The 21598-nt window shown below is 70.5% G+C and carries 15 protein-coding genes and 1 tRNA gene; 5 read left to right on the top strand and 11 right to left on the bottom strand.

All coding sequences use genetic code 11. The features are described 5' to 3' along the window. Positions 1 to 172 precede the first annotated feature (172 nt). The 4 genes from IPK24_02430 to IPK24_02415 all read left to right on the top strand — a co-directional run bounded on the left by IPK24_02430 (position 173) and on the right by IPK24_02415 (position 11160). On the top strand, positions 173 to 2245 hold the full coding sequence (locus IPK24_02430) for an FHIPEP family type III secretion protein (GenBank protein MBK8074427.1): 2073 nt from the start codon (positions 173 to 175) through the stop codon (positions 2243 to 2245). Continuing rightward, on the top strand, positions 2220 to 5129 hold the full coding sequence (locus IPK24_02425; GenBank protein MBK8074426.1) for a hypothetical protein: 2910 nt from the start codon (positions 2220 to 2222) through the stop codon (positions 5127 to 5129). The genes IPK24_02430 and IPK24_02425 overlap by 26 nt, the downstream gene beginning before the upstream one ends. Then, complete coding sequence (locus IPK24_02420; protein ID MBK8074425.1) at positions 5129 to 5446, top strand: hypothetical protein; 318 nt, start codon at positions 5129 to 5131, stop codon at positions 5444 to 5446. Before IPK24_02425 ends, IPK24_02420 begins: the two co-directional genes overlap by 1 nt. A gap of 98 nt (positions 5447 to 5544) precedes the next feature. Continuing rightward, positions 5545 to 11160, top strand: a complete 5616-nt coding sequence (locus IPK24_02415; protein MBK8074424.1) for an ATP-grasp domain-containing protein — start codon at positions 5545 to 5547, stop codon at positions 11158 to 11160. Between the two features lie 74 nt (positions 11161 to 11234). Here IPK24_02415 and IPK24_02410 read toward each other — a convergent pair whose 3' ends face one another. The 11 genes from IPK24_02410 to IPK24_02360 form a co-directional block, all read right to left on the bottom strand. Further along, positions 11235 to 12470 (bottom strand): HDOD domain-containing protein, encoded by a 1236-nt coding sequence (locus IPK24_02410; protein ID MBK8074423.1) that lies wholly within the window; start codon positions 12468 to 12470, stop codon positions 11235 to 11237. A 37-nt stretch (positions 12471 to 12507) separates the two neighbouring features. Continuing rightward, the gene (locus IPK24_02405; protein ID MBK8074422.1) at positions 12508 to 12993 is read right to left on the bottom strand and encodes a hypothetical protein; all 486 of its coding nucleotides are present in this window, start codon (positions 12991 to 12993) and stop codon (positions 12508 to 12510) included. Then, positions 12993 to 13355: a response regulator gene (locus tag IPK24_02400; protein MBK8074421.1), complete on the bottom strand. Its 363-nt coding sequence runs from the start codon at positions 13353 to 13355 to the stop codon at positions 12993 to 12995. The genes IPK24_02405 and IPK24_02400 overlap by 1 nt, the downstream gene beginning before the upstream one ends. Beyond that, complete coding sequence (locus tag IPK24_02395) at positions 13352 to 13879, bottom strand: chemotaxis protein CheX (GenBank protein MBK8074420.1); 528 nt, start codon at positions 13877 to 13879, stop codon at positions 13352 to 13354. Before IPK24_02395 ends, IPK24_02400 begins: the two co-directional genes overlap by 4 nt. After that, positions 13876 to 14697, bottom strand: a complete 822-nt coding sequence (locus IPK24_02390) for a protein-glutamate O-methyltransferase CheR (GenBank protein ID MBK8074419.1) — start codon at positions 14695 to 14697, stop codon at positions 13876 to 13878. Before IPK24_02390 ends, IPK24_02395 begins: the two co-directional genes overlap by 4 nt. Next, a complete protein-coding gene (locus IPK24_02385; protein MBK8074418.1) occupies positions 14697 to 15788 on the bottom strand; it encodes a chemotaxis response regulator protein-glutamate methylesterase in 1092 nt (363 codons plus the stop codon). The genes IPK24_02390 and IPK24_02385 overlap by 1 nt, the downstream gene beginning before the upstream one ends. Further along, positions 15785 to 16156: a response regulator gene (locus IPK24_02380; protein MBK8074417.1), complete on the bottom strand. Its 372-nt coding sequence runs from the start codon at positions 16154 to 16156 to the stop codon at positions 15785 to 15787. The genes IPK24_02385 and IPK24_02380 overlap by 4 nt, the downstream gene beginning before the upstream one ends. Before the next feature lie 73 nt (positions 16157 to 16229). After that, complete coding sequence (locus tag IPK24_02375) at positions 16230 to 16664, bottom strand: chemotaxis protein CheW (protein ID MBK8074416.1); 435 nt, start codon at positions 16662 to 16664, stop codon at positions 16230 to 16232. Further along, complete coding sequence (locus IPK24_02370; GenBank protein MBK8074415.1) at positions 16661 to 19297, bottom strand: chemotaxis protein CheA; 2637 nt, start codon at positions 19295 to 19297, stop codon at positions 16661 to 16663. The genes IPK24_02375 and IPK24_02370 overlap by 4 nt, the downstream gene beginning before the upstream one ends. A gap of 73 nt (positions 19298 to 19370) precedes the next feature. Continuing rightward, positions 19371 to 20468, bottom strand: coding sequence for a hypothetical protein (locus IPK24_02365; GenBank protein MBK8074414.1), 1098 nt, complete (start codon positions 20466 to 20468; stop codon positions 19371 to 19373). Between the two features lie 12 nt (positions 20469 to 20480). Beyond that, the gene (locus IPK24_02360; GenBank protein ID MBK8074413.1) at positions 20481 to 21056 is read right to left on the bottom strand and encodes a dCTP deaminase; all 576 of its coding nucleotides are present in this window, start codon (positions 21054 to 21056) and stop codon (positions 20481 to 20483) included. 336 nt (positions 21057 to 21392) lie between these two features. Here IPK24_02360 and IPK24_02355 point away from each other — a divergent pair. Continuing rightward, positions 21393 to 21466, top strand: a tRNA-Gly gene (locus tag IPK24_02355). The last annotated feature ends 132 nt before the right edge of the window (positions 21467 to 21598 follow it).

Genomic DNA, 21598 nt, shown 5'->3' with positions numbered 1-21598 from the left:
CGGTCGTATCTGAGATCGGTCGATCAGAGCTCGAGGTTGACCCCGCCCCGGGAACCGTCACCCGAGCGGCCCGCTCAAGCCGAGCGCCCCGGCTGCCGATGCAGAACGAAGCCACGGACGGCTGCCCGGCGCACGGACCCTCACGCGCCAGAGCCCCTGTGGAGGTCGGCGCATGGCGTCCAGCCGAGCGGCCCGCCTCGCCGTCCCCATCATCGTGGTCATCGTCGTCGTGATGATGGTCGTGCCGCTGCCGGCGACCGTGCTCGACATCCTGATCGCCTCGAACCTGGCGATGTCGTTGCTGGTGCTCCTGGTGGCCATGCAGGTGCGCAAACCGTTGGAATTCGCGGTGTTCCCCACCCTGGTCCTGGTGGGAACGATCTTCCGGCTGGCGCTCAACGTCTCATCGACCCGCCTGGTCCTGCGGGACGGCTTCGCCGGCAACGTGATCGAGGCCTTCGGCCACATCGTCATCGGCGGCTCACTGGTCATCGGCCTGGTGGTGTTCGCGATTCTGGTCATCATCCAGCTGACCGTGGTGACCAACGGTGCCGCCCGGGTCGCCGAGGTGGGCGCCCGATTCACCCTCGACGCCATGCCCGGTAAGCAGATGGCCATCGACGCCGACCTCAACTCCGGCCTGATCGACGAGGACGAGGCGCGCCGCCGCCGCAAGGAGGTCGCCGCCGAGGCGGACTTCTACGGCGCGATGGACGGTGGCACCAAGTTCGTCAAGGGCGATGCCGTCGCCGCGGTGATCATCACCCTGGTCAACCTGATCGGTGGCTTCGCCGTCGGCATGATCAGCGAGGGGCTCTCGCCGTCCGACTCGATCCACAAGTACAGCCTGCTCTCGGTCGGCGACGGTCTGGTCTCGCAGATCCCGGCCCTGTTGATGTCGGTTGCCACCGGCGTCATCGTCACCCGCTCGACCAGCGAGGGCGACGTCGGCAACGACCTGGTCGGTCAGCTGTCGCAGCACCGTGAAGCGCTGCGCATCGGCGGCGGCGCCCTGATCGCCCTCTGTTTCGTGCCCGGCATGCCCAAGATGCCGTTCCTGGTCGCCGGCGGCTTCCTGCTGTTCGCCTCGACCCGCTCGACCGACGAGTCGGCCGGCCCGGCGACGCCGGCGCCCGGTGCGGTGCCGCTGCCCGCCGCCGGTGGCCTGCCCCCGGACGGCGCGCAGGCCGCCACCGACCCGATCAGCGACTCGCTCAAGGTCGACCCGCTGGAGCTCATGCTCGCTCCCGACCTGGTCGATCTCGTCGACCCGGCCCGCGGTGGCGACCTGCTCGACCGGGTGCGCGCGCTGCGCCGCAAGACCGCACTCGACCTCGGCCTGGTGCTGCCGCCGGTCCGCACTCGCGACGGCGGGCAGTTGCCCCCGGGCAGCTACGAGATCCGCATCGGCGGGGTTCCGGTCGCCACCGGCGAGGCGCCGTCCGGTCACTTGTTGGCGATCGGGGACGTCGGCGAGCACCTGCCCGGGCGCCGCACCACCGAGCCGGTCTTCGGCCTGCCCGCGGTGTGGGTGCCGGCCGAGTACCGGGCCACCGCCGAGCTCACCGGGGCCACCCTGGTGGAGCGGGCGGCCGTGGTCACCACCCATCTCGCCGAGATGGTTCGGCGTCACGCCTCACGCCTGTTGTCGCTGGACGACACGCGTGAACTGCTCGAGGTGCTCAAGGCGGAGCGTCCGGCTGCCGTCGAAGAACTGGTGCCCGCCTTGTTGCCGTTGAGCTCGCTCCAGAAGGTCCTGCAGGCCTTGCTGGACGAACAGGTCTCGATCCGTGACCTCGGCCGGGTGCTGGAGGGCGTGGGCCAGCGCGCCCGGGCCACCACCGATGCCGATGCCCTGCTCGAAGCGGCCCGGATGGCCCTCGGGCCGGCCCTGACCTCGCAGTACGTCAGTAACGGCGTGCTGCACGCGATCACCTTCGACCCGCACATGGAGGCCGAATTGGCCGAGGGACTACGCGCCAGCGAGCAGGGCGTGGTGATCGCGCTCGACCCGATGTCGGCGAACCGCCTGGTCACCGACCTGGGCGCCCTGGTGAGCGGCGCCGAGAACGTGGGCCTCAGCCCGGTGTTGCTCACCGCCGGCCCGCTGCGACTGCCGGTTCGCCGGCTGATCCGCGGCGCTTTCCCCCAACTCCCCGTGATCGCCTTCGGCGAGACGGCGGGGATCGGATCCATCGAGACCGTCGGGCAGGTGAGCCGTGGCGAGTTTGTTGCTCGAGGGTGACGACCTGGAGCAGTTGCTCCTCCGGGCGCAGCGTGAGGGCGGGCCGCATGCCCGCATCGTGCGCGCCGAGAAGGTCCGTCACGGAGGCGTGATGGGCTTCTTCGCCCGCGAAGGGTACGAGGTCGCGCTCGAGATCCCGGACGACGCCCCCGGCGCGCCCAGCGTCGCGGCACCCGACCCGGCCGCCGGGGAGGACCGTGCCCCGGTAGAGGCGTTGCTGGACCGGCTCCAGGATCGCCTGGTCGACACCGCCGAGGTCACCGTGGCCGATCTGAACGCCCCGGCCCCGCCGGTCGATCCGGCCGTACCGGACCCCGAGCGGCCCAGCTTCACCCCCTTCGGTGCGACCTTCGAAGCCGCCCTGCAGGAGTTCGGGGACGTGGTGCAGGAGGCCCAGGCCCGTGAGTCGCTGACCCGGCCCGCATTCCGGGCCCGAAAGCAGCGCACCACCTCGACTCTCGAACCCGCAGCCCTCGAACCGTCACCCCTCGCACCCACCGTGGACGAGCCGGCGCACGCCCAACCAGCAGAGATCGAAGCGGCTCAGCTCGAACCGGCGCTGATCGAACCGGCTCCGATCGACGAACACGCCACGGCCACGCCCGAACCGGTCGTCGCCGCGGACCATCCCGACCAGAAGGTCGTCCCGATGCCCCCCGAGCAGGTCAACGCAGGAATCGACCCGGTCGCCCCGGTGCTCCCGGCCGGTGGCGGGTTCGAGGACCCGTTCGCCACCCCGTTCGCGGCCGAATCGGCCACGGCGCGCCCGATCCGGTCGGCAGAGACCCTGGTGAGCCCGCTCGACATCCGGTCGGCGGCCTCGCTGGAGGCCCCGGCCGCCCCCGTCGCCCCCGACACCGTGGTCGGCTGCACGTTGGCCGCACCCGCTCCAGCGGCCGAGATCCTCACCGTGCCGCTCGGTGCCGCCGCGCGCCGTCCGGTGCCGACCGTCATCCCGCCGCCGGCGCGCCACAGCCGCCGCCGGGCGCTGGACGACACCGGCCCGGCGTTGAGCGAGATGCTCGACCCGGTGCTCGCGGTCGAACGCGTCGCCGCCCGCAGCGTGGCGGGTCAACCCCTGTCGGCCGCCCAGGACCTGGTGTTCCAGGTTCCAGTGCCCGGCTTCGACCCCGATCGTGCGCCGCGCCGGGACATCGACTGGGAGCGCGAGCTCGCCCTCGCCGCCCACACCGCCGCCTACGCCGCGGTGTACGCCAGCGTGCACGAGGACGGCATCGCCGGATCCCAGGGATTGCGCCTCGCCTCGCGAGGCAGCACGGCGGTGGCCGTCGAGACGGCTCCCCACCTCGTGGACGACCCGCTGTTCGGGCCGCTGCCGTCGCAGGCGTCGTTCCGGCCGGCGGTGTTCGAGCCCGTCGCGTCCGGGCATGCCGCCCTGGCCGGTCCAGCTGATGCGCGATCCGATGCGCGACCTGGCCGTCACGGCGTGGTCCCACCGCTACCCCCGGCCGGTGAAGGTTGGCACCGATCGCCCCGGCATTCGTCCGAATGGGGGACGCCCGTGCCATCAGGTCATTGGGGCTTCGTGCCGACATCTGCTCACATGGTGATCGAAGACTCCAGCACCGCCGACGCCGGACGCAACCAGGCCGGGTCGCGGCCCGAGTTCACCGCGCTGCTCGACCAGCTGCGGTCCCCGGCTGCGTCCGAGGCCTCCGACGGCCGTCACAGCGCCCGGGAGAGCACCTGGACGCCGAGCGACGGTCTCGACGAGCTGATCCCCGAGCCCATCGCGGCCGAGGTCGCGCGGAACGTCGTGGACCAGCTCGACGGGCACGGTGAGACCCCCGACGACCTGCCGGCCGAGGCACCGGCCACCGAACCGGCCGCCGGATCGGCCGCCGGGCGGGAGAAGACGGCGCTGGGCAGCGACATGGTCGAGAGCATCCGGCGGCAGGCGCAGGCGGCGATCGACGAGGTCTACAGCACCGCCGGCCTGGTCGAGGACGCGATGCGCACGAACAGCGCATCAGCCGCCATCCCGATGCCGCGGCGCGAGTCGCTGCGCACCATCTCCGAACGCTCCGTGACACCGTCGATCGCTTCGGACGACGACCCCGACCCGGGCGACGACCTCGCCGAGCCGGCCGGCGTGATGTACCAGGTGATCGCCGAGGTGAACGCCGACGGCAGCGCGGAGGCGGACGAGATGCCCGCCGTCCCGTACTTGGACGACACCCACGACACCCACGACACCCACGACACGGTTGTCACCGACACCCCCGACCTGACCGCCACCGTGATGCGGGACGCCGGGCGGCTCATCGTCGACCAGCTCACCTTGCGGGGACTGGGCGTTCCCTCGGCCTTCGTCGAGCGGATGCACGGCGGTGACCGGTACGCCGACGTCTGGCAGTCGCTCGAACACCTGCCGGTGCCGGAGATCGACCCCGACGTGCCGCTGGTCGCCGTGATCGGCGCGCCCGAGGCGGTCCTGCTCGAGGGCCACCGAGTGGCCGTCGACCTGGCCATCGGCGACTCCCCGCGGCCCGTCGTCCACGTGCCGGCCGGTGCGATGCTCGATCTGCCGGCACTCATCGGCCGTCACACGCACTGCGTGGTCACGATCGAGACCGACGGCAGCGGCGACTACTCCCAGGTGCTCGAGCCCCTGGGCCGGATCGCGCCCGGGGCCGTGATCGTCGTCCTGGACGCCCACGACGACATCGCCGAGGCCCGCCGCTGGCTGTTCTCGCTCGGTGACGTCGATGCCATCGCCCTGGACGGCGTCAGCACCAGCCCGACCCCCGCGCTGATGATGCAGCTCGGTGTGCCCATCACCCGACTCGACGGCATCCCGATCGACCGGCTGACCTGGACCGCCCTGCTGTGCGCCCAGCTCGAGGCGGCCCACCCAGCCTGATGAACCCGACCACTGCAGGAGTCGGCCTGGCGACACTGATCGCCGGGCCGACCCTGTATGCCATGGTTGCGCGGGGTGAGCTCGAGGCCACCGCCGCCCTCGAACGGGGGGCCGTGGTGGCCCTGGCCTGTGCCCTCGGCGCCCGATGGATCATGAAGATCGCCGACGGCTACGCCGTCGAACAGGAGCGCCTGCGACGCCGGCAGGCCGCCGAGGCCCGCCAGGCCGAGGACGACGCCCAACTCGCCGCCACGGTCGCCAAGATGATGGCCGCCAACGACGCGCCTCGACCCCCTGAGGGCGACAAACCGGATTAGCGTGGCCATCGCGCCCTGACCTGCGGCGAGGCGGTGTCCTTACCGGCCGGTCACTCCTACCCTGACGGGGCGAAACGACCTCTGGCGGAGAGTGGGGCATGACACAGCTACGGCGCGTGGCGATCGTCAACCGGGGCGAGGCGGCCATGAGGCTGATCCACGCCGTCCGGGAGCTCTCGACCCGCACCGGGGAGCCGATCGAGACCATCGCCCTGCACACCGACGGCGAACGCACGGCGATGTTCGTCCGCGAGGCGGACCATTCCTACGCCCTCGGCCCGGCCTCGGCCCGGCCCTACCTCGATCACGCCGTGCTCGAACGTGCCCTGCGCGAGACCCGGGCGGACGCCGCCTGGGTCGGCTGGGGCTTCGTCGCCGAGGACGCCACGTTCGCCGAACTTTGCGAACGCATCGGGGTCACCTTCGTCGGCCCGACCCCGGCGGCGATGCGCGACCTGGGCGACAAGATCGCTTCCAAGATCATTGCGGAGCGGGCCGGCGTCCCGGTGGCGGCGTGGAGCGACGGCCCGTTGCCCGACCTGGCCACCGCGCTCGAGCACGCCGCCCGGATCGGCTACCCGATGATGCTCAAGGCCGCGGCGGGCGGCGGGGGCCGCGGCATCCGTGTGGTGCGCAGCGACGCCGAGCTCACCGAGGTGTTCGACCGCACCCGCGACGAGGCGCTGCGCGCTTTCGGCAGCGACGTGGTGTTCCTCGAGCGGCTGGTCACCGGCGCCCGGCATGTCGAGGTGCAGCTGATCGGCGACGGTCAGGGGGCGGCGTGGGCGCTCGGCGTACGCGACTGCTCGGTGCAACGGCGCAATCAGAAGGTGATCGAGGAATCGGCCTCGGTGGCCCTGGATGCCGAGCAGGTGGCGCTGCTGAAGGACTCGGCGGCGCGATTGGCCCTGGCGGTGGGCTACCGCGGTGCGGGGACGGCCGAGTTCCTCTACCAGCCGGACGAGCGCACCTTTGCCTTTCTCGAGGTCAACACCCGGCTGCAGGTCGAGCACCCGGTCACCGAGATGACCACCGGACTCGACCTGGTCGCCCTGCAGCTCGGTGTGGCCGGCGGCCTCACGTTGCCCGAGCTGGTGGGCGAGCAGCCGGGCGAGTCCGGGCATGCCGTCGAGGCCCGACTCAATGCCGAGGACCCCGACCGTGACTTCGCCCCCGCACCGGGACGGATCTCGTTGCTGCGCCTGGCCACCGGGCCCGGTCTACGGATCGACACCGGCGTCAGTGAGGGCGATCTGATCCCGGCGGACTTCGACTCGATGATCGCCAAGGTGATCGCGTACGGCGCGGATCGCGAGCAGGCCCTGGCCCGCCTGCGCCGGGCGCTGGAGGACACCACGGTGGTCATCGAGGGCGGGACGACGAACAAGTCGTTCATCCTCGACCTGCTCACCCGAGCCGAGGTGCGCACCGGCAGCGCCGACACCGGCTGGATCGACCGGGAGCGCGCCGCGGGCGGCCTCACCAATCACCGGCACGCCGGAATCGCCTTGGTGGCAGCGGGAATCGACGCGTACGACGAGGCACAGCGCACCGAGCGGAACCGATTCCTGGCCACCGCCTGGGGCGGGCGGCCCCAGGGACGCCACGAGGCCGGCCGCGAGTTCGCGCTCGGACTGCGCGGCGCCACCCACGACCTCGCCGTGGCCCAGGTCGGCCTGGACCGGTACCGGGTCAGCGTCGACGGCGACGTGGTCGAGGCCACCCTGGAGCGGCTCGGCCCGTTCACCGGCCGCCTGGCCGTCGAGGACAGCACCCACAAGGTGGTCATGGCCACGCATGCGGCGTCCCACCTGGTCGAGGTGGATGCCGCCGTGCACCGCATCACCAAGGACTCCGGCGGCGTGGTTCCCTCGCCGGCACCGGCGCTGGTGGTGGCGCTGCCCGTGACCGCTGGTGACGTCGTCGCAGCCGGTGCACCGGTGATCGTGCTCGAGTCCATGAAGATGGAGACCGTGATCCCGGCGCCGTATGCGGCGCGGGTGCGAGAACTGTTGGTGGGCGAGGGCGATCAGGTCGGCGCGGGTCATCCGCTGCTCGCTCTGGAGCCGATCGAGGACGAGGGCGACGAGGCGGCCGCGGCCGCACAGGCCCCCGGTGTCCCGGTCGAGCTGCCGCTGCCCTCGGCCGAGCTGGCCCCTCGCGACCAGGCCCTCAGCGCCCTGGCCGACCTGCGAAACCTGTTGCTGGGCTTCGACATCGCCCCCGACCAGGGCCGCCCGCTGGTGGCCGAGTACCGGTCGCTGTGCGATGAACAGGTGAGTTCGGCCGGCAGCGCCGCGGGCTCGGCGCTCGACGGCGCCCTGCTCGAGGCCGAACTCGACGTCCTGACCGTCTTCGCCGACCTGTGCGAGCTGACCCGCAATCGCCCCCATGCGGGCGATGTCGGCGAGGTCGCCGGCGAGCAGGTGCACAGCCCGCGCGAGTACTTCCACGTCTACCTGCACTCGCTGGACGCCGACCGCGAGCGGTTGCCGGACGACTTCCGCAGCAAGCTGATTCGCATGCTCGGCCACTACGGCATCGACTCCCTCGACCGCACGCCACATCTCGAGGAGGCTGTCTACCGGGTGTTCCTCGCCCAGCAACTGACACCGTCCCAGGTGCCGGCGGTCGCCGAGTTGCTCGAGCGCTGGCTGTCGAGTCCCATGCCGTTCGACGGACTCGCCCGCCGGGCCCGCGACGTGCTCGACCGGCTGGTGATGGCCACTCAGCTGCGGTATCCGACCATCGGCGACCTGGCCCGCAGCGCCCGGTACCGATGGTTCGAGGCGCCCCTGACCGAGGCGGCCCGCGAAGCGGCCTACGACGAGGTGCGAGCCCACCTGGCCCACCTGGCCGCCCACCCCGATGCCGGCGATCACGACGAGCGGGTGAACGCCCTGGTGGCCAGCCCCGAGCCGCTGGTGCGCTTCCTCGCCGACCGGCTGCGGACGACGGGCGCCCCGGTCGAGCCGATGCTCGAGGTGCTGGTGCGCCGCCATTATCGCGATCACACCCTGAACCGGCTCGAGGTGCACGACATCGGCGGCCGCGCCTTGGTGACCGCCGATTACGTGATCGACAACCGACCCTCACACCTGGTGGCCACGGTCGCCGATCTGGTCGAGCTGACGCCGGGGTCGGTACTGGTCGACCTGTTGCAGACCCGGGTCGACGCCGCGCCCGCCGGACACGAGACCGTGATCGACCTGTACCTGGTCTGGCCCGGGATGCCCGAGTCCGAGGCCGCCGCCGAGCAGCTGCACCAGATCGTCAACGGGCTCGACGTCGCCCGCCGGGTGCGCCGGCTCACCGTGGTGAGCTGCTCGGCCGCCGACGCGGTCCGCCACATCACGTTCCGCCCACAGGGACTCGGTGCCTCCGACAGCGATCGGACCTCGGCGGCCACCGGGGCCGTGGTGCCCGGCGACGTGGTCGAGGATGCCCTGGTGCGCGGCGTCCACCCGATGGTGGGCCGGCGGCTCGACCTGTGGCGGCTGAGGAGCTTCCAGCTCACCCGACTCGACTCACCCAGCGACGTGCTGCTCTACCGGTGCGTCGCGCCGGACAATGATGCGGACGTCCGCCTGGTGGCCATCGCCCAGGTGCGCGAACTCACCATCGACCGTGATGCCGACGGCCGGGTGCACTCGCTGCCCGAGGCCGAGCGAGCGCTGGCGAACTGCATGGACGCCATCCGTCGGGCCCGGGCGGCCGAGCAACAGCGCCGAGGACGCCGGATCACGTTGGACATGAACCACATCTGGCTCTACATCTGGCCCGTGATCGACGCCGAGGTCGACCAGTTGACCGCGTTGCGGCGCGCCTTCGCTCCGCTGACCGTCGGTGCCGGCGTCGAGGAGGTGGTGGCCCAGGGGCGCATCGCCCTCGGTGCCGGCGAGCCGACCCAGATCGCGGCCCGGTTCTCGTATCAGCCGGGCTCGGGCGTCGAGGCGAGTGTCGGGCCACCGCCCAAGGCTCGGCTCGAACCCCTGGACGACTACGCGCAGAAGGTGTTGCGCTCACGGCGTCGAGGCACGGTCTACCCGTACGAGCTGGTCCAGCTGCTGCTCGAGGGCGGCGGCTCGTTCGTCGAGCACGACCTGGTCGGCGGCGACGGCGTTCTCGTGCCGGTCGAGCGACCTCCCGGCGGGAACACCGCCGGGGTGGTGGTCGGTCTGGTGAGCACCCCGACGGTGCGCTTCCCCGAGGGGTTGCGTCGCGTCGTCCTGATCGGCGACCCCACCAAGGCGCTGGGCGCCGTGGCCGAGGCCGAGTGCCTGCGGATCATGGCCGCCCTCGACCTGGCCGAGCAGCAGGGCCTGCCGGTGGAGTGGTTCGCCCTCTCGGCGGGCGCCCGCATCTCGATGACCTCGGGTACCGAGAACATGGACTGGGTGGCTCGTGCCTTGCGCCGGATCATCGAGTTCACCCAGGCCGGTGGCGAGATCAACGTCGTGGTCACGGGCATCACCGTTGGGGCGCAACCGTATTGGAACGCCGAAGCGACGATGCTCATGCACACCAAGGGCATTCTGGTGATGACTCCGGACAGCGCCATGGTGCTGACCGGAAAGGCCTCCCTCGACTACTCCGGTGGCGTCTCGGCCGAGGACAACTTCGGCATCGGTGGCTATGACCGGGTGATGGGTCCCAACGGGCAGGCCCAGTACTGGGCCGTCGACCTGGCCGGGGCCGTCGACGTCCTGTTCGCGCACTACGCGCACAGCTATGTCGCCCCGGGGGAGCGGGTGGCCCGCTCGGTGGCCAGCACCGACCCGCGCGATCGCGACGTGTGCGACTACCCGCACCCCCTCGTGGACGGCGCTGCCCCGGACTTCCGCACCGTGGGCGACATCTTCTCGGCGGTGGTCAATCCCGAGCGCAAGAAGCCGTTCGACATCCGCACGGTGCTGCGCGCCGTGGCCGACGCCGATCACGCCCCGCTGGAACGCTGGGCCGGAACGGCCGAGGCCGACACCTGCGTGGTGATGGATGCCCACCTCGGTGGGCACCCGGTCTGTCTCCTCGGCATCGAGTCCAGATCCGTTGCCCGACGGGGATTCCCGCCCACCGATGGCCCGGACACCTGGACCGCGGGGACGCTGTTCCCCCAGTCCTCGAAGAAGGCGGCCCGCGCCATCAACGCGGCCAGTGGCAGCCGGCCGGTCGTCGTCCTGGCGAACCTGTCGGGCTTCGACGGTTCGCCGGAGTCGATGCGTCGACTGCAGTTGGAATACGGCGCCGAGATCGGCCGGGCCGTGACCAACTTCGACGGCCCGATCGTGTTCTGCGTGATCTCGCGCTACCACGGTGGGGCGTTCGTGGTGTTCTCCAAGGCGCTCAACGACCGGATGCAGGTGCTGGCGGTCGAGGGTTCGTTCGCCTCGGTCATCGGCGGTGCCCCCGCAGCCGGCGTGGTGTTCACCGGCGAGGTCGATGCCCGAACCTCGGCCGACCCCCGGGTGCGAGCGGTGGAGCGCTACCTGGCCAATGCCGGCGAGGCCGAGGCGGCGTTGCAGCGCCGGGAGCTGTCCGAACTGCGGGCCGCGGTGCGGGCCGAGAAGCTGCGCGAGGTGGCCGCCGAGTTCGACGCGGTGCACTCCATCGAGCGCGCGGTCCAGGTGGGTTCGGTCGACGCGATCATCCCTGCCTCGAGGCTTCGCCCGGAGCTCATCGCCGCCATCGAACGGGGCCTGACCCCAACCCCGTGATCATGCAATTCGTGCACGCTCGTGAATGAATTCACGAGCGTGCACGAATTGCATGATCACGGTTGGGGGGTGGGTCAGGACTGGGTCAGGCCGTGGACGACGGTGAGCGATTCGCTCAGTGACTCGAGATAGGCACGCGAGACGTCGAAGGGCATGAACCCGGTCGCCGCGATGGCATCCATGTCGTCCTGCTCGTGGGCCAGGACCGCCGTCAGCGCGCGCCCGGCCTCGCCGTCCCCGTCCAGGAGGGCGGCACGGGCCTGCGCCCCGATCCCGGCGCCCGCGGCCACCTCGGCAGGGTCACCGCCGAGCAGGTCGGCACACCCCGACAGCAGTCCGACGGTGTACGCCAGATCGCCCTCGTGACTGGCCAGACGCTTGCAGGCGAAGGCCCGGGCCAGCACGCTCCACAGATCATCGGAGCGACCTCGGGCCGCACCGCCCTCGAGCAGGGTGAGCACCACCCAGGAGCGCAGCCGGCGCGGCCCCAGCAACACGATCGCCTGGTGCAGTGAGGCGATCTCCGCGGCGAGCCCGTGGGACGCCGAGTTCGCCGTCCGCAGCAACCGAAGGGTCAGTCCGGGGTCACTGCCCACCATCTGCTCGATGGACTCGATGGGCACGTCGGGATCCCCGAGACTGTTCAACAAGCGCACGCACACCAGCTGGAGCGGCGAGAGGGTGCGCCCCTCCAGCACGCTGGGCCGCTGCAGATGGCTCCCCTGGAACAGCTCGAATCCCAGTGCCACGCAACTGTTCAGCGTGGCCGCATTCTCGATGTCGGTGGCGAGCAGGGTGGCCCCACCCGAACGTGCCTGGGCCACCGCCTCCGACAACGCCGGACCCGTGATCCCCGCGACGTCGATGGCCACGAAGTCGGCCAGGTCGATCAGCATCCCGTGGGCAGCCTCCCCGCGATACCCCTTGAGGGCCAGTCGATACCCGGCGTCCTTGAGGGTCCGCAGGCCGAGCAGCAGCTCGTGATCGACGGCCAGGGTGTCGACCAGCTCCACCACGACGTTCTCGGGTTCCACCGGGATCGGGATCACCCCGGTGAGGAACGCCCGGGTGAAGTTGATGAACACCGGCCGGCCGTCGGCGATAGCCTCCAGCCCGAACGTCCCGAACGTGGTCGCGATCAACTGTGACGTGGCCTGTTCACCGGCCACCTCCTCCCCGCCCGAGGCGCCGGCGTGGAACAACATCTCGTAGGCGGCCACGTGGCGTTCGGCATCGTAGATCGCCTGCCGGCCCACGCGGGTGCGACGCACGAGGTCCGAGCGCGGTGGCTCGACCAGGTGTGCGGACATGGTGGCTCCTTCGGCGATCAGGGGCGAGACGGGCCGATCAGCGGCAGATCAGCGAGATCAGGCCCTTGCCGTACCCGGCCACGTCGATCTCGACATCCATGCGATTACCCGCCGAGGCGCTCAGCGTGGCGATGTCGCCCGGAACGGACCCGTTGGGGCCGAGCATCTCGTAGAGCCGCACGTGGGGGGCGTTGGGCACGTTGAACACCGCCGAGAGCACGTTCAGCACCTCGTAGCAGTTGTCCCGCAGTGACGGGAAGAGCTCCTTGCTGTCGATGGCGTCGTCCACACCACCCTTGGGCAGCATCGCCAGGGCGCCACCGAGCCGGGCGCCCGCCTCGATGTTCGCCACCGCGATCGCCGAGACGGCGAGCTTGTCGGTGACGAAGACGGCCACGATGTTCGTCGTCTTCGGCGGCACCGGAGACCCGTCCCTGATCTCGACGTCACGCCCGATCAGGCCTTCGAGCAGGGAGCGCACCGCGTGCCGACTGGGCAGGGGCGAGGTCATGGTCTCGGCCATCAGGACACCACCGTTCCGAGGATCTCCGTGAACTGGTCTGCGGTGAAGGGCTTGGCGATCAGACCGAGGGCGCCGGCAGAGGCGGCAAGGGTACGCATCTCTTCCGAGCCCTCGGAGGTCACGAAGCAGAACGGGATCTGCGAGCCCTGGCCGCGCAGTGCCTTGAGCAGCTCGATCCCGGTCATGTTGGGCATGTTCCAGTCGGACAGGATGATGTCCGGCGACTGGCTCCCGGCCATGGCCAGGGCCTGGGCACCGTCCTCGGCCTCGAGGATCTCGTGCCCGGCCATGTCGGCCTGGCGCAGCGTCCGGATCACGATCATCCGCATCGCCTTGCTGTCATCCGCAACCAGGATCTTCATGGCTGAGTCTCCAGAAGCTCGTCGTAGGTGTTCGATCCGGGCCAGCAGACGTCCGGCCCGGGTTCGCCGGCGCCCGCGGGACGCACGGTGAGCTCGATGGTGCTGCCGAGGACATACGCCGTGACGCGTACACCACCCGCGGACGGGCGTGGCCTCTCGTGGGCATCGGCCGTGGGCAGCGAGAGCCGGCACGAGTGGCGTACCAGCGACTTCACGTTGCCCGCCAAGATGTTTCCCAGCTCGGCAACCATGTCCAACAAGTCCTCGGGCGACGGGTTGGGGTCTCCGAGCAGCTGTGAGCCGATCATGCGGCCGACCATCAACGGAGCCTGGATCTCCACGATGGTGAAGGACTCGTCCGATCGGTCGAAGATCGCCAGCTGCGAGGCCAACACCGGGGTGTCGTCCATCGCCTCGTCCCAGCCGGGGCTGACCTCGTCGGCACCCAGCAGCGAGGCGAGCACCTCGACGAGCAGATCCTCGAGATCCTGCCGGTGCTCCTCGAACTCGTCGGTCACACTCACGGGGTACCTCCGGTGTGGCGAAAGACGACGGCCTTGCCCAGCTCGGTCCGCTGGAAGGAGTCGTCCAGGTTGAGGGTGGATTCGGCGCCGCCGAGGACCAGGAACCCCCCGGGGCGAAGCACACGCCGCACGTGGGACAGCACCGTGCGCTTGGTGTCGAGGTCGAAGTAGATGAGCACGTTACGCAGGAAGACGATGTCGCACTGCGGGACGTTCACGGCCGGCTGGGCCAGGTTCCCCCGTTCGAACCGGCACAGGTCCCTGGCCTGCTTGCTGATCACCCAATCACGTCCGACCTGCTCGAAGTACTTGACCAGGAAGGGCGCCCGCATGCCGCGGTTCACCTCGATCTGAGAGAACTTGCCGGCCCGCGCCCGCTCGACCATGCTCGGCGAGATGTCGGTACCGACGATGCGCGCCGTCCAGCCTGGGTTCTTCGCCTGCCATTCCAACAACAACATGGCCAGCGAATAGGCCTCCTGCCCACTGGAGCAGGCAGCGGACCAGATGGTGATCTGACGCGACTTGGCGGTCTTCACGACATCGGGCAGCAGGTGCTCGACGAAGGTGTCGAACGGTCTGGCGTCACGGAAGAACGAGGTCTCGTTGGTCGTCAGCGCGTCGACGACGGCATCACGCAACCGGTCGTCGCCGGCACGCAGCTTGGCCACCAAGGCGGCCAGGTCGGCACCCATCGTGCGGGCGAGGGGAGCCAGGCGGCTCTCGACCAGATATTCCTTGCCCGGCTGCAGGTCGATCGAACTGCGCTGCCGCACCATGTTGGTGACGAAGGTGAAGTCCGTTGCGGAGATGCCCATTACCCCACCCCCACGGGCGCCGGCCCGCGCGACAACGAGGCGACGACCTCGGCGCTGACCTTGTCGAGGGGGACCACCTTGTCGGCCAGTCCCGAGGTGGTGACGGCCCCGGGCATGCCCCAGACCACGCTCGTCGGCTCGTCCTGGGCGATCACCTCGCCGCCGGCGTCCCGCACCAGCCGCGCCCCCTTCTCGCCGTCCCGCCCCATCCCGGTGAGGACCACCGCGAGCAACCGGTCGGCGTACACCGAGACCGCCGACCGGAAGAGCACGTCCACCGCGGGGCGGCAGAAGTTCTCCGGTGGGGCGTCGGTCAGGTGGGCGACCACGGAGGTGCCGCGACGACGTACCTCGAGGTGACTGCCGCCAGGGGCGATCAACACGCGCCCGGGCACCACCTCGTCGCCCTCCACGGCTTCGGTGACCCGCAACGGGCAGATCATGTCCAGCCGCTGCGCGAGCAGGCGGGTGAAGACCGGCGGCATGTGCTGCACGATCACCACCGGCACCGCGAGGTTGCCCGGCATGGTGGCCAGCACCTTGGACAGCGCATCGGGTCCACCGGTCGAGCACCCGAGGACGACGGCCTGGTAGGGGCCGGTGCGCTGAGCCTTGGGGCCGGCGGGTCGCGGCGCCGGGGGACGCGGCGCGCTGGCCAACGGCCGCATGCCGATTCCGGTGAGCGCCTTGAGCTTCGGGATCAGCTGCTCGCGGACATTGGCCTGACTCTGGGCGAACCCGGACACGTTCGACGGCTTGGTGACGTAGTCACTCGCCCCCGCCTGCAACGCGTCCAGGGTGGCCGAGGCACCGCGCTCGGTCAGCGTCGAGAACATCACGATCGGCAAGCGCGGGTTGGTCCGCCGGATCACCCGGACCGCGTCGATGCCGTTCATGACGGGCATCTCGATGTCCATCGTGACGGCGTCCGGCTTGAGCCGGGCGACCCGCTCGACCGCGAGCTGTCCGTTTTGCGCCGAGCCGATGACCTCGATCTGGGGATCGGCCGTGAGGGCCTCGGTGACCAGCTTGCGGATCACCGCCGAGTCATCGACGATCAACACCCGGATCTTCCGGGCGGGACCGCTCATGCCGGGACCAACCCGAGCAGGTTGAGCTTGTCCGCGATCACATCATCGGTGAACGGCTTGACCACGTACTCGTGGGCTCCTGCGGCCAGGGCACGCACGATGTTGCCCTGTTCGCTCTCGGTGGTGACCATCATCAGCGCGATCTCCCGGAGGTCCTCGCGCTCGCGCACCTTCTTGATGAAGGTCAGCCCGTCCATGACCGGCATGTTCCAGTCGACCAGGATGACGTCCGGACGCGCCCCGGCGTCCAACACGGCCATGGCCTGCGCGCCGTCCCCGGCCTGAGCAACATCGAACCCGAGGTTGGTCATCAAGCGGGTCAGGATCGAGCGCATCGCCCGAGAGTCGTCGACAACCAGTGCCAACATGGTGCTCCTTGGGTGGCTTGCCGTCGGCACGGCAGCCGATCGACGGACGGATTCCTGGGACTGGCAGTGGTTTTCAGGCACGAGCCTCGACCGGGACGTCGAGCACCCGTTCGGCGTTCAGGGCGAGCAGCAGACGGTCGGGCAGGGTGTAGGCGCCGAGCAGCAGATCGCGGACCTTCTCGTCCACCGTGCTCGGGGTGGACTCGAAGGGAACCTGCGAGACCTCGAGCACGCCACCGATCTCGTCGACCAGCAGACTGACCGGCTCGTCGTCCACCCGGACGACGACGTTGACGCGTTCCCTCGTGCCGTCGGCGGGCGGCAGGCCCAACCGGGCGCGCAGGTCGATGGCGGTCAGCACCGCACCCCGCAGGTTGATCAGACCGGCGATCTCCGGCCGGGCCAACGGCACCGGGGTGATCTGGTTCAGCCGGACGACTTCCTGCACCAGGGCGACGTCCACCCCGAAGAGGTACTTGCCGACGTGGAACGTGGACAGCTGGCTCATACCAGCGCCTCCTCGAACTGGCTGGTGACCGTACCGGTGTCGAATGAACCGGCGGAGCTGTAGAAGTGCGGGTCGGCGGCCAGCACGGCACTCTGCATGTCGACCAGCTCGACCACCTTGTCGCCCACCACCACCGAGCCGACCAGGGCGTGGTCGTCGATGTCGCTGCGGGTGCCCGAGCGTTCGGTGGCGATGTCGAGGATGCGCTCGACGACGAACCCGACGCTGCGCTCGCCGCGGGTGTAGACCACCAGCTGGACGCCGGCGTCCGGGTCGCCCACGTCACCGTAGGCCCCGAGCAGGGTCGACAACCGCACCAACGGCATGATGTGCCCGCGGTACTGCACGACCTCGCGACCGCCGACGCGCTCGATGGACGTCGCCGGGATCTCCTCGAGCCGGGTGACCATCTCGAGCGGAATGGCGGCCCGGCGGTCGCCGGCCACCTCGACCACCAGCACCGGGTCGATCGGCTCGACCTCGCTGCCGTGGTCCTCGGTGGTGACCCCGAGGTTGTTGGCCAACACGTTCGAGCGCCGGGCCAGCGTCGCGGCGTCCAGGATCAGGACGACGGACCCGTCGCCGAGGATCGTGGCGCCGGCGTAGACCGGGATGCCCTTCAGGTGACGACCGAGCGGCTTGACCACGATCTCCTGGGTATCGAGCACATCGTCGACCACGAGGCCGAAGCGCTGCTGTTCGGCATGCAGGACGACGATGAAACCACCTCGCTCGCCGTCGATCGGGTCGTCGGCGGAGGTGAGTCCGTCGGCGCTGCCCATCGGCACCAGGCCGAGTTGCTCGTCCAGGCGCACCAGCGGCAGCAGCATGTCGCGCAGCCGGTAGACCGGGGCGCCGCTGATGAGCTCGATGCCGCCGCGGGCGTGCTCGCCCGACAGCCGCACCAGTTCGAGCACGCTCACCTGCGGAACCGCGTAACGCCGCTTGGCGCAACCGATCGTGAGCGCCGGGATGATCGCCAGGGTCAGCGGGATGGTCAGCCGGAAGGTCGACCCCTGCCCGACCTTGCTGGTGACGTCGACCGCGCCGCCGATGGCCTCGATGCGGGTCTTGACCACGTCCATGCCGACGCCGCGACCCGAGACGTTGGTGACCTTGGCGGCCAACGAGAATCCGGGCAGGAAGATCAGGTGCAGGATCTCGCGCTTGGTCATGGTCGAGAGCTGGTTCTGCGTGATCAGGCCACGCTCCAGCGCCTTGGCGGCGATCTTGTCCGGGTTGATGCCGGCGCCGTCGTCGATGATCTCGAGGTGAACCTGGCCGGCCTCGTGATAGGCCCGCAGCCGCAGCACACCCTCATCGGTCTTGCCCGCGGCGACCCGGTTCTCGGGGGTCTCGATGCCATGGTCGACCGCATTGCGCACCAGGTGGGTCAGCGGGTCCTTGATGGCCTCGAGCACGCTGCGGTCGAGCTCGGTCTCCCGGCCCTCCATCTCGAGGCGCACCTTGCGGCCGCACTGCTTGGCCAGGTCGCGGACGACGCGCGGCATCTTCGACCAGACCGCGTCGACCGGCTGCATCCGGGTCTTCATGACCTGTTCCTGCAGCTCGCTGGTGACCAGCGAGAGGCGCTGCGCCGAGCGGGCGAGCGCGGAGTCCTTGGCGGTGTCGCGCTCGTCGTCCAGGCGCGAGACCAGCTGGTTGCGGGCGAGCACAAGCTCACCGACCAGGCGCATCAGCGAGTCGAGCAGTTCGACGTCGACCCGCACCGAGCTGTCGACCACGCTGCGGTGAGCGCTCTGGGTCTCGAGCGCACCCTCGACCGCGGCCGGGGTGGCGGTGCCGTGATCGACCATGATCTTACCGATGGGGCGCTGGTCGCCCAGCGACTGCTCCATGCGCGCGATCTCGACGGCGTCCGGGGTGGTGGCGCCGGACTTGACCAGCACCTCACCGATGGGCGGGGCGTCAGGAGTCGTGGGGGAGCCTGCGCCGGCTGCGGCAGGGGTCTCGGAGGCGGGGGTCTCGGCGACGCTGTCCCCGCCGTCCCCGCCGGTGGCCTTCTTGGCGGTGCGCTTGGCGGCGGGCCGCTTGGTGGCGGTCTTGGTGGCTCCGGCGCCGGCCTCGGGGGCCTGCGACGCCTGGATGGCGGGTGCCTGCTCGGCCTGCTCAGCCGGCTCGGCCACGGCCGCCACAGCCGCCGCGGCTGCCGGCGCGGGGGCTTCGGCTGCCGGCGCGGGCGCGGCGGCGCCGTCCTCGAGCAGGGACGAGAGGGTCTCGATCAGCTCACTGTGGTCGGTGTCGCCCTCGACGCCGGACTGCTCGATGTCCCCGAGCAGCGAACGGACGGCGTCCACCATGGCCAGCAGCGCCGTGGAGCGTTCCTCGGTGAGCCCGATGCGGCCGTCCCGCAGCCGACTGAGCAGGTTCTCACCGACGTGGGTCAGCTTCTCCAGGCGATGAAAGGCCAGGAAGCCACTCGTGCCCTTGATGGTGTGAATCGTGCGGAAGACACTGGCCAGAAGGTCCCGAGAATTCGGGTTCTGTTCCAGGGCCAGTAGGTCGCGGTCGAGCTGGTCGAGGTTCTCGTGACTCTCGACCAAGAACTCGGCAACGATCTCGTCGATCGCATCCACAGGGTGCCTCCTCGCCGAACGGGACGAGGTATGCATCGGCCTGTGGCGTCACACCTTGAGTCCCCGTCCGGGAGTTGCCGCCGCACCCCCGCCCGTCCCGCGCCGCGACTCAGAGGTGGTAGCGGTCGACCGGGAAGCCCTCTTCGTCGGTGACCACGCCGCCCACGGCCTCGACCAGCGCGCGGGCCACGGCGTTGACCACCGGCCGCACCCGTTCCCGGCTGGCCAGATAGGACGACGCGGGCAGCCGGCGCTCCCGTTCCTCGGGCTCGGCGCAGGCCCAGCGCACCTCGTAGGTGACGAAGGCGGACCCGCCCCAGTCCTGATCGGCCACCGAGGGCTCACCCGGCGCCGAGACGTGCACCAGCACCTCGATGCCGCCGTCCTGCTGGCCGCCGGCGTGACCACCGGGCAGCGGCCGGACGCCGTAGCTCAGTGCGGCGAGACCGGCCAGTTCGGCCACGACGGCGTAGGCGTCGATGGTGTCGCGCGAGCGCAATGCCGCCAGATCGGCCTGATCGGCCATGGCGTGCAGGGCCTCGAGTTCGGCGGGGGAGAGCGGGTCGTCCAGTCCGTCGGTGTAGGCGCCGCCATAGGCGTCGGCGCCCGGGCCGCCCCAGTCGTTGCCGGCGACGGCCAGCTCGGCACCGGGCACAACGCGCGCCACGATGCCGTGCACCACCTGCGGGTCGAGCCAGGTGGGCGAGTGCAGCAACAGGTCGACGGCCCGGTGCGGGTCGGGCTGGATCAGCACCCCGGAGCCGTGAACCCGGACGGCGCCCTGCAGCCGCCGCGCCAGGCCCACCATCAGCTGCAGCGCCCGGGCCTCCTCCCGCCAGGGCAACCCCTGGGGAAAGGCGCGGGCGAACCCGTCGCGGTCGTCCTCACCGGGCGCCGGGGGCAGGTCGCGCTCGATCGGGGCGTCCAGGGCGTAGGCGAGGGTCCAGGGCATCGGGACGCCGGCGTCGACCGCGTCCTCCATGGTCAGTTCGAACGGGCCGTAGATCCGGCAGTGGCGGCCGAGCCGGGCGATGCCCTGGGTCTCGAGCCGGGCGTCGGGCACGCGTGAGCGCAACAATTCACCGACGTCGCGCGGCCCGACCGTGGTGGGCAGCAGCAGCAGGTGCCGGTTGCGCAGACCGGCGGGGCCGCCGTCCGGGTAGGTGACGATGACGCCGGTGAGGGGGGCACTGCGTCGACGAGCCATGGCCGCAGGCCGTCAGACGGTGGTGCGGTGGAAGGAGCGGTACGACAGGCTCGCCGTCGGGCCCCGCTGGCCCTGGTAGCGCGATCCGTAGGCGGAGCTGCCATACGGGTGCTCGGCGGGGCTGGACAGGCGGAAGAAGCACAATTGGCCGATCTTCATGCCCGGCCAGAGCTTGATCGGCAGAGTGGCGACGTTGCTGAGCTCGAGCGTGACGTGGCCCGAGAAGCCGGGGTCGATGAAGCCCGCGGTCGAGTGGGTGAGCAGGCCGAGGCGCCCCAGACTGGACTTGCCCTCGAGCCGGGCGGCGACGTCGTCCGGCAGCGTGACGACCTCGAAGGTGGAGGCGAGCACGAACTCGCCGGGGTGCAGGATGAACGCCTCGTCGGGCTTGACCTCGACCAAGCGGGTCAGGTCGGGCTGCTCCTGCGCCGGGTCGATCACCGGGTACTTGTGGTTGTCGAACAGCCGGAAGAAGCGGTCCATGCGGACGTCGACACTCGACGGTTGCACCATCGCCGCGTCGTAGGGGTCGAGGACGACGCGTCCGGACTCGAGTTCGGCACGAATGTCACGGTCGGACAGCAGCACCCGCCCACGGTAGCCCGTTCCCGAAGGGGTCGCCGCCACGATGCCGTCATGCTCACCCGCCGCGCCACGCAGGCTCGCCTGCCGACCACGAGGGGTGGCCACTCGTCAGCGCTGCGCTCCTTCCCACCCTGCGCGCGCCCTACCGAGCGCCGCCGAACCCCGCCGAAACGCCCATGATCACTGTTGGATCGCAGTCTGCTCCGCTTCAACCGGAGGGAACTGCGATCTAACGGTGATCATGGACCTTGGAGGGGGCAGCAGAGCACGGATGAGGCTTGCTACGATGACGCCCGGCACCTCGATCAGGCTCGCGACAACGGCCGATCGGGTGATCACGCGGGTGTAGTTCAATGGTAGAACATCAGCTTCCCAAGCTGACAGTGCGGGTTCGATTCCCGTCACCCGCTCCACAATCCCCCTGGTCAGAGCCATGATCACGTTTCATGTGAGAATCGTTCGGGGCCGGACGTGCGATGGCGTGCGATAGGCCCGGGTCCTGAGTCGTTCGCCGCAGGGTCGTGAGTCACCCGGCTCACCGGTCT

This window comes from Kineosporiaceae bacterium, assembly GCA_016713225.1.
Taxonomy (GTDB): domain Bacteria; phylum Actinomycetota; class Actinomycetes; order Actinomycetales; family Kineosporiaceae; genus JADJPO01.
The sequence above is the reverse complement of the archived record's forward strand: the minus strand, read 5'-3'. Positions and strand labels throughout refer to the sequence as shown.

Bases quoted from the DNA above. Each gene is read 5' to 3' on its own strand.
- IPK24_02430 (MBK8074427.1), top strand. From the start codon at position 173: ATGGCGTCCAGCCGAGCGGCCCGCCTCGCCGTCCCCATCATCGTGGTC.
- IPK24_02420 (MBK8074425.1), top strand. From the start codon at position 5,129: ATGAACCCGACCACTGCAGGAGTCGGCCTGGCGACACTGATCGCCGGG.
- IPK24_02415 (MBK8074424.1), top strand. From the start codon at position 5,545: ATGACACAGCTACGGCGCGTGGCGATCGTCAACCGGGGCGAGGCGGCC.
- IPK24_02410 (MBK8074423.1), bottom strand. From the start codon at position 12,470: ATGTCCGCACACCTGGTCGAGCCACCGCGCTCGGACCTCGTGCGTCGC.
- IPK24_02405 (MBK8074422.1), bottom strand. From the start codon at position 12,993: ATGGCCGAGACCATGACCTCGCCCCTGCCCAGTCGGCACGCGGTGCGC.
- IPK24_02400 (MBK8074421.1), bottom strand. From the start codon at position 13,355: ATGAAGATCCTGGTTGCGGATGACAGCAAGGCGATGCGGATGATCGTG.
- IPK24_02390 (MBK8074419.1), bottom strand. From the start codon at position 14,697: ATGGGCATCTCCGCAACGGACTTCACCTTCGTCACCAACATGGTGCGG.
- IPK24_02385 (MBK8074418.1), bottom strand. From the start codon at position 15,788: ATGAGCGGTCCCGCCCGGAAGATCCGGGTGTTGATCGTCGATGACTCG.
- IPK24_02380 (MBK8074417.1), bottom strand. From the start codon at position 16,156: ATGTTGGCACTGGTTGTCGACGACTCTCGGGCGATGCGCTCGATCCTG.
- IPK24_02375 (MBK8074416.1), bottom strand. From the start codon at position 16,664: ATGAGCCAGCTGTCCACGTTCCACGTCGGCAAGTACCTCTTCGGGGTG.
- IPK24_02370 (MBK8074415.1), bottom strand. From the start codon at position 19,297: ATGCATACCTCGTCCCGTTCGGCGAGGAGGCACCCTGTGGATGCGATC.
- IPK24_02365 (MBK8074414.1), bottom strand. From the start codon at position 20,468: ATGGCTCGTCGACGCAGTGCCCCCCTCACCGGCGTCATCGTCACCTAC.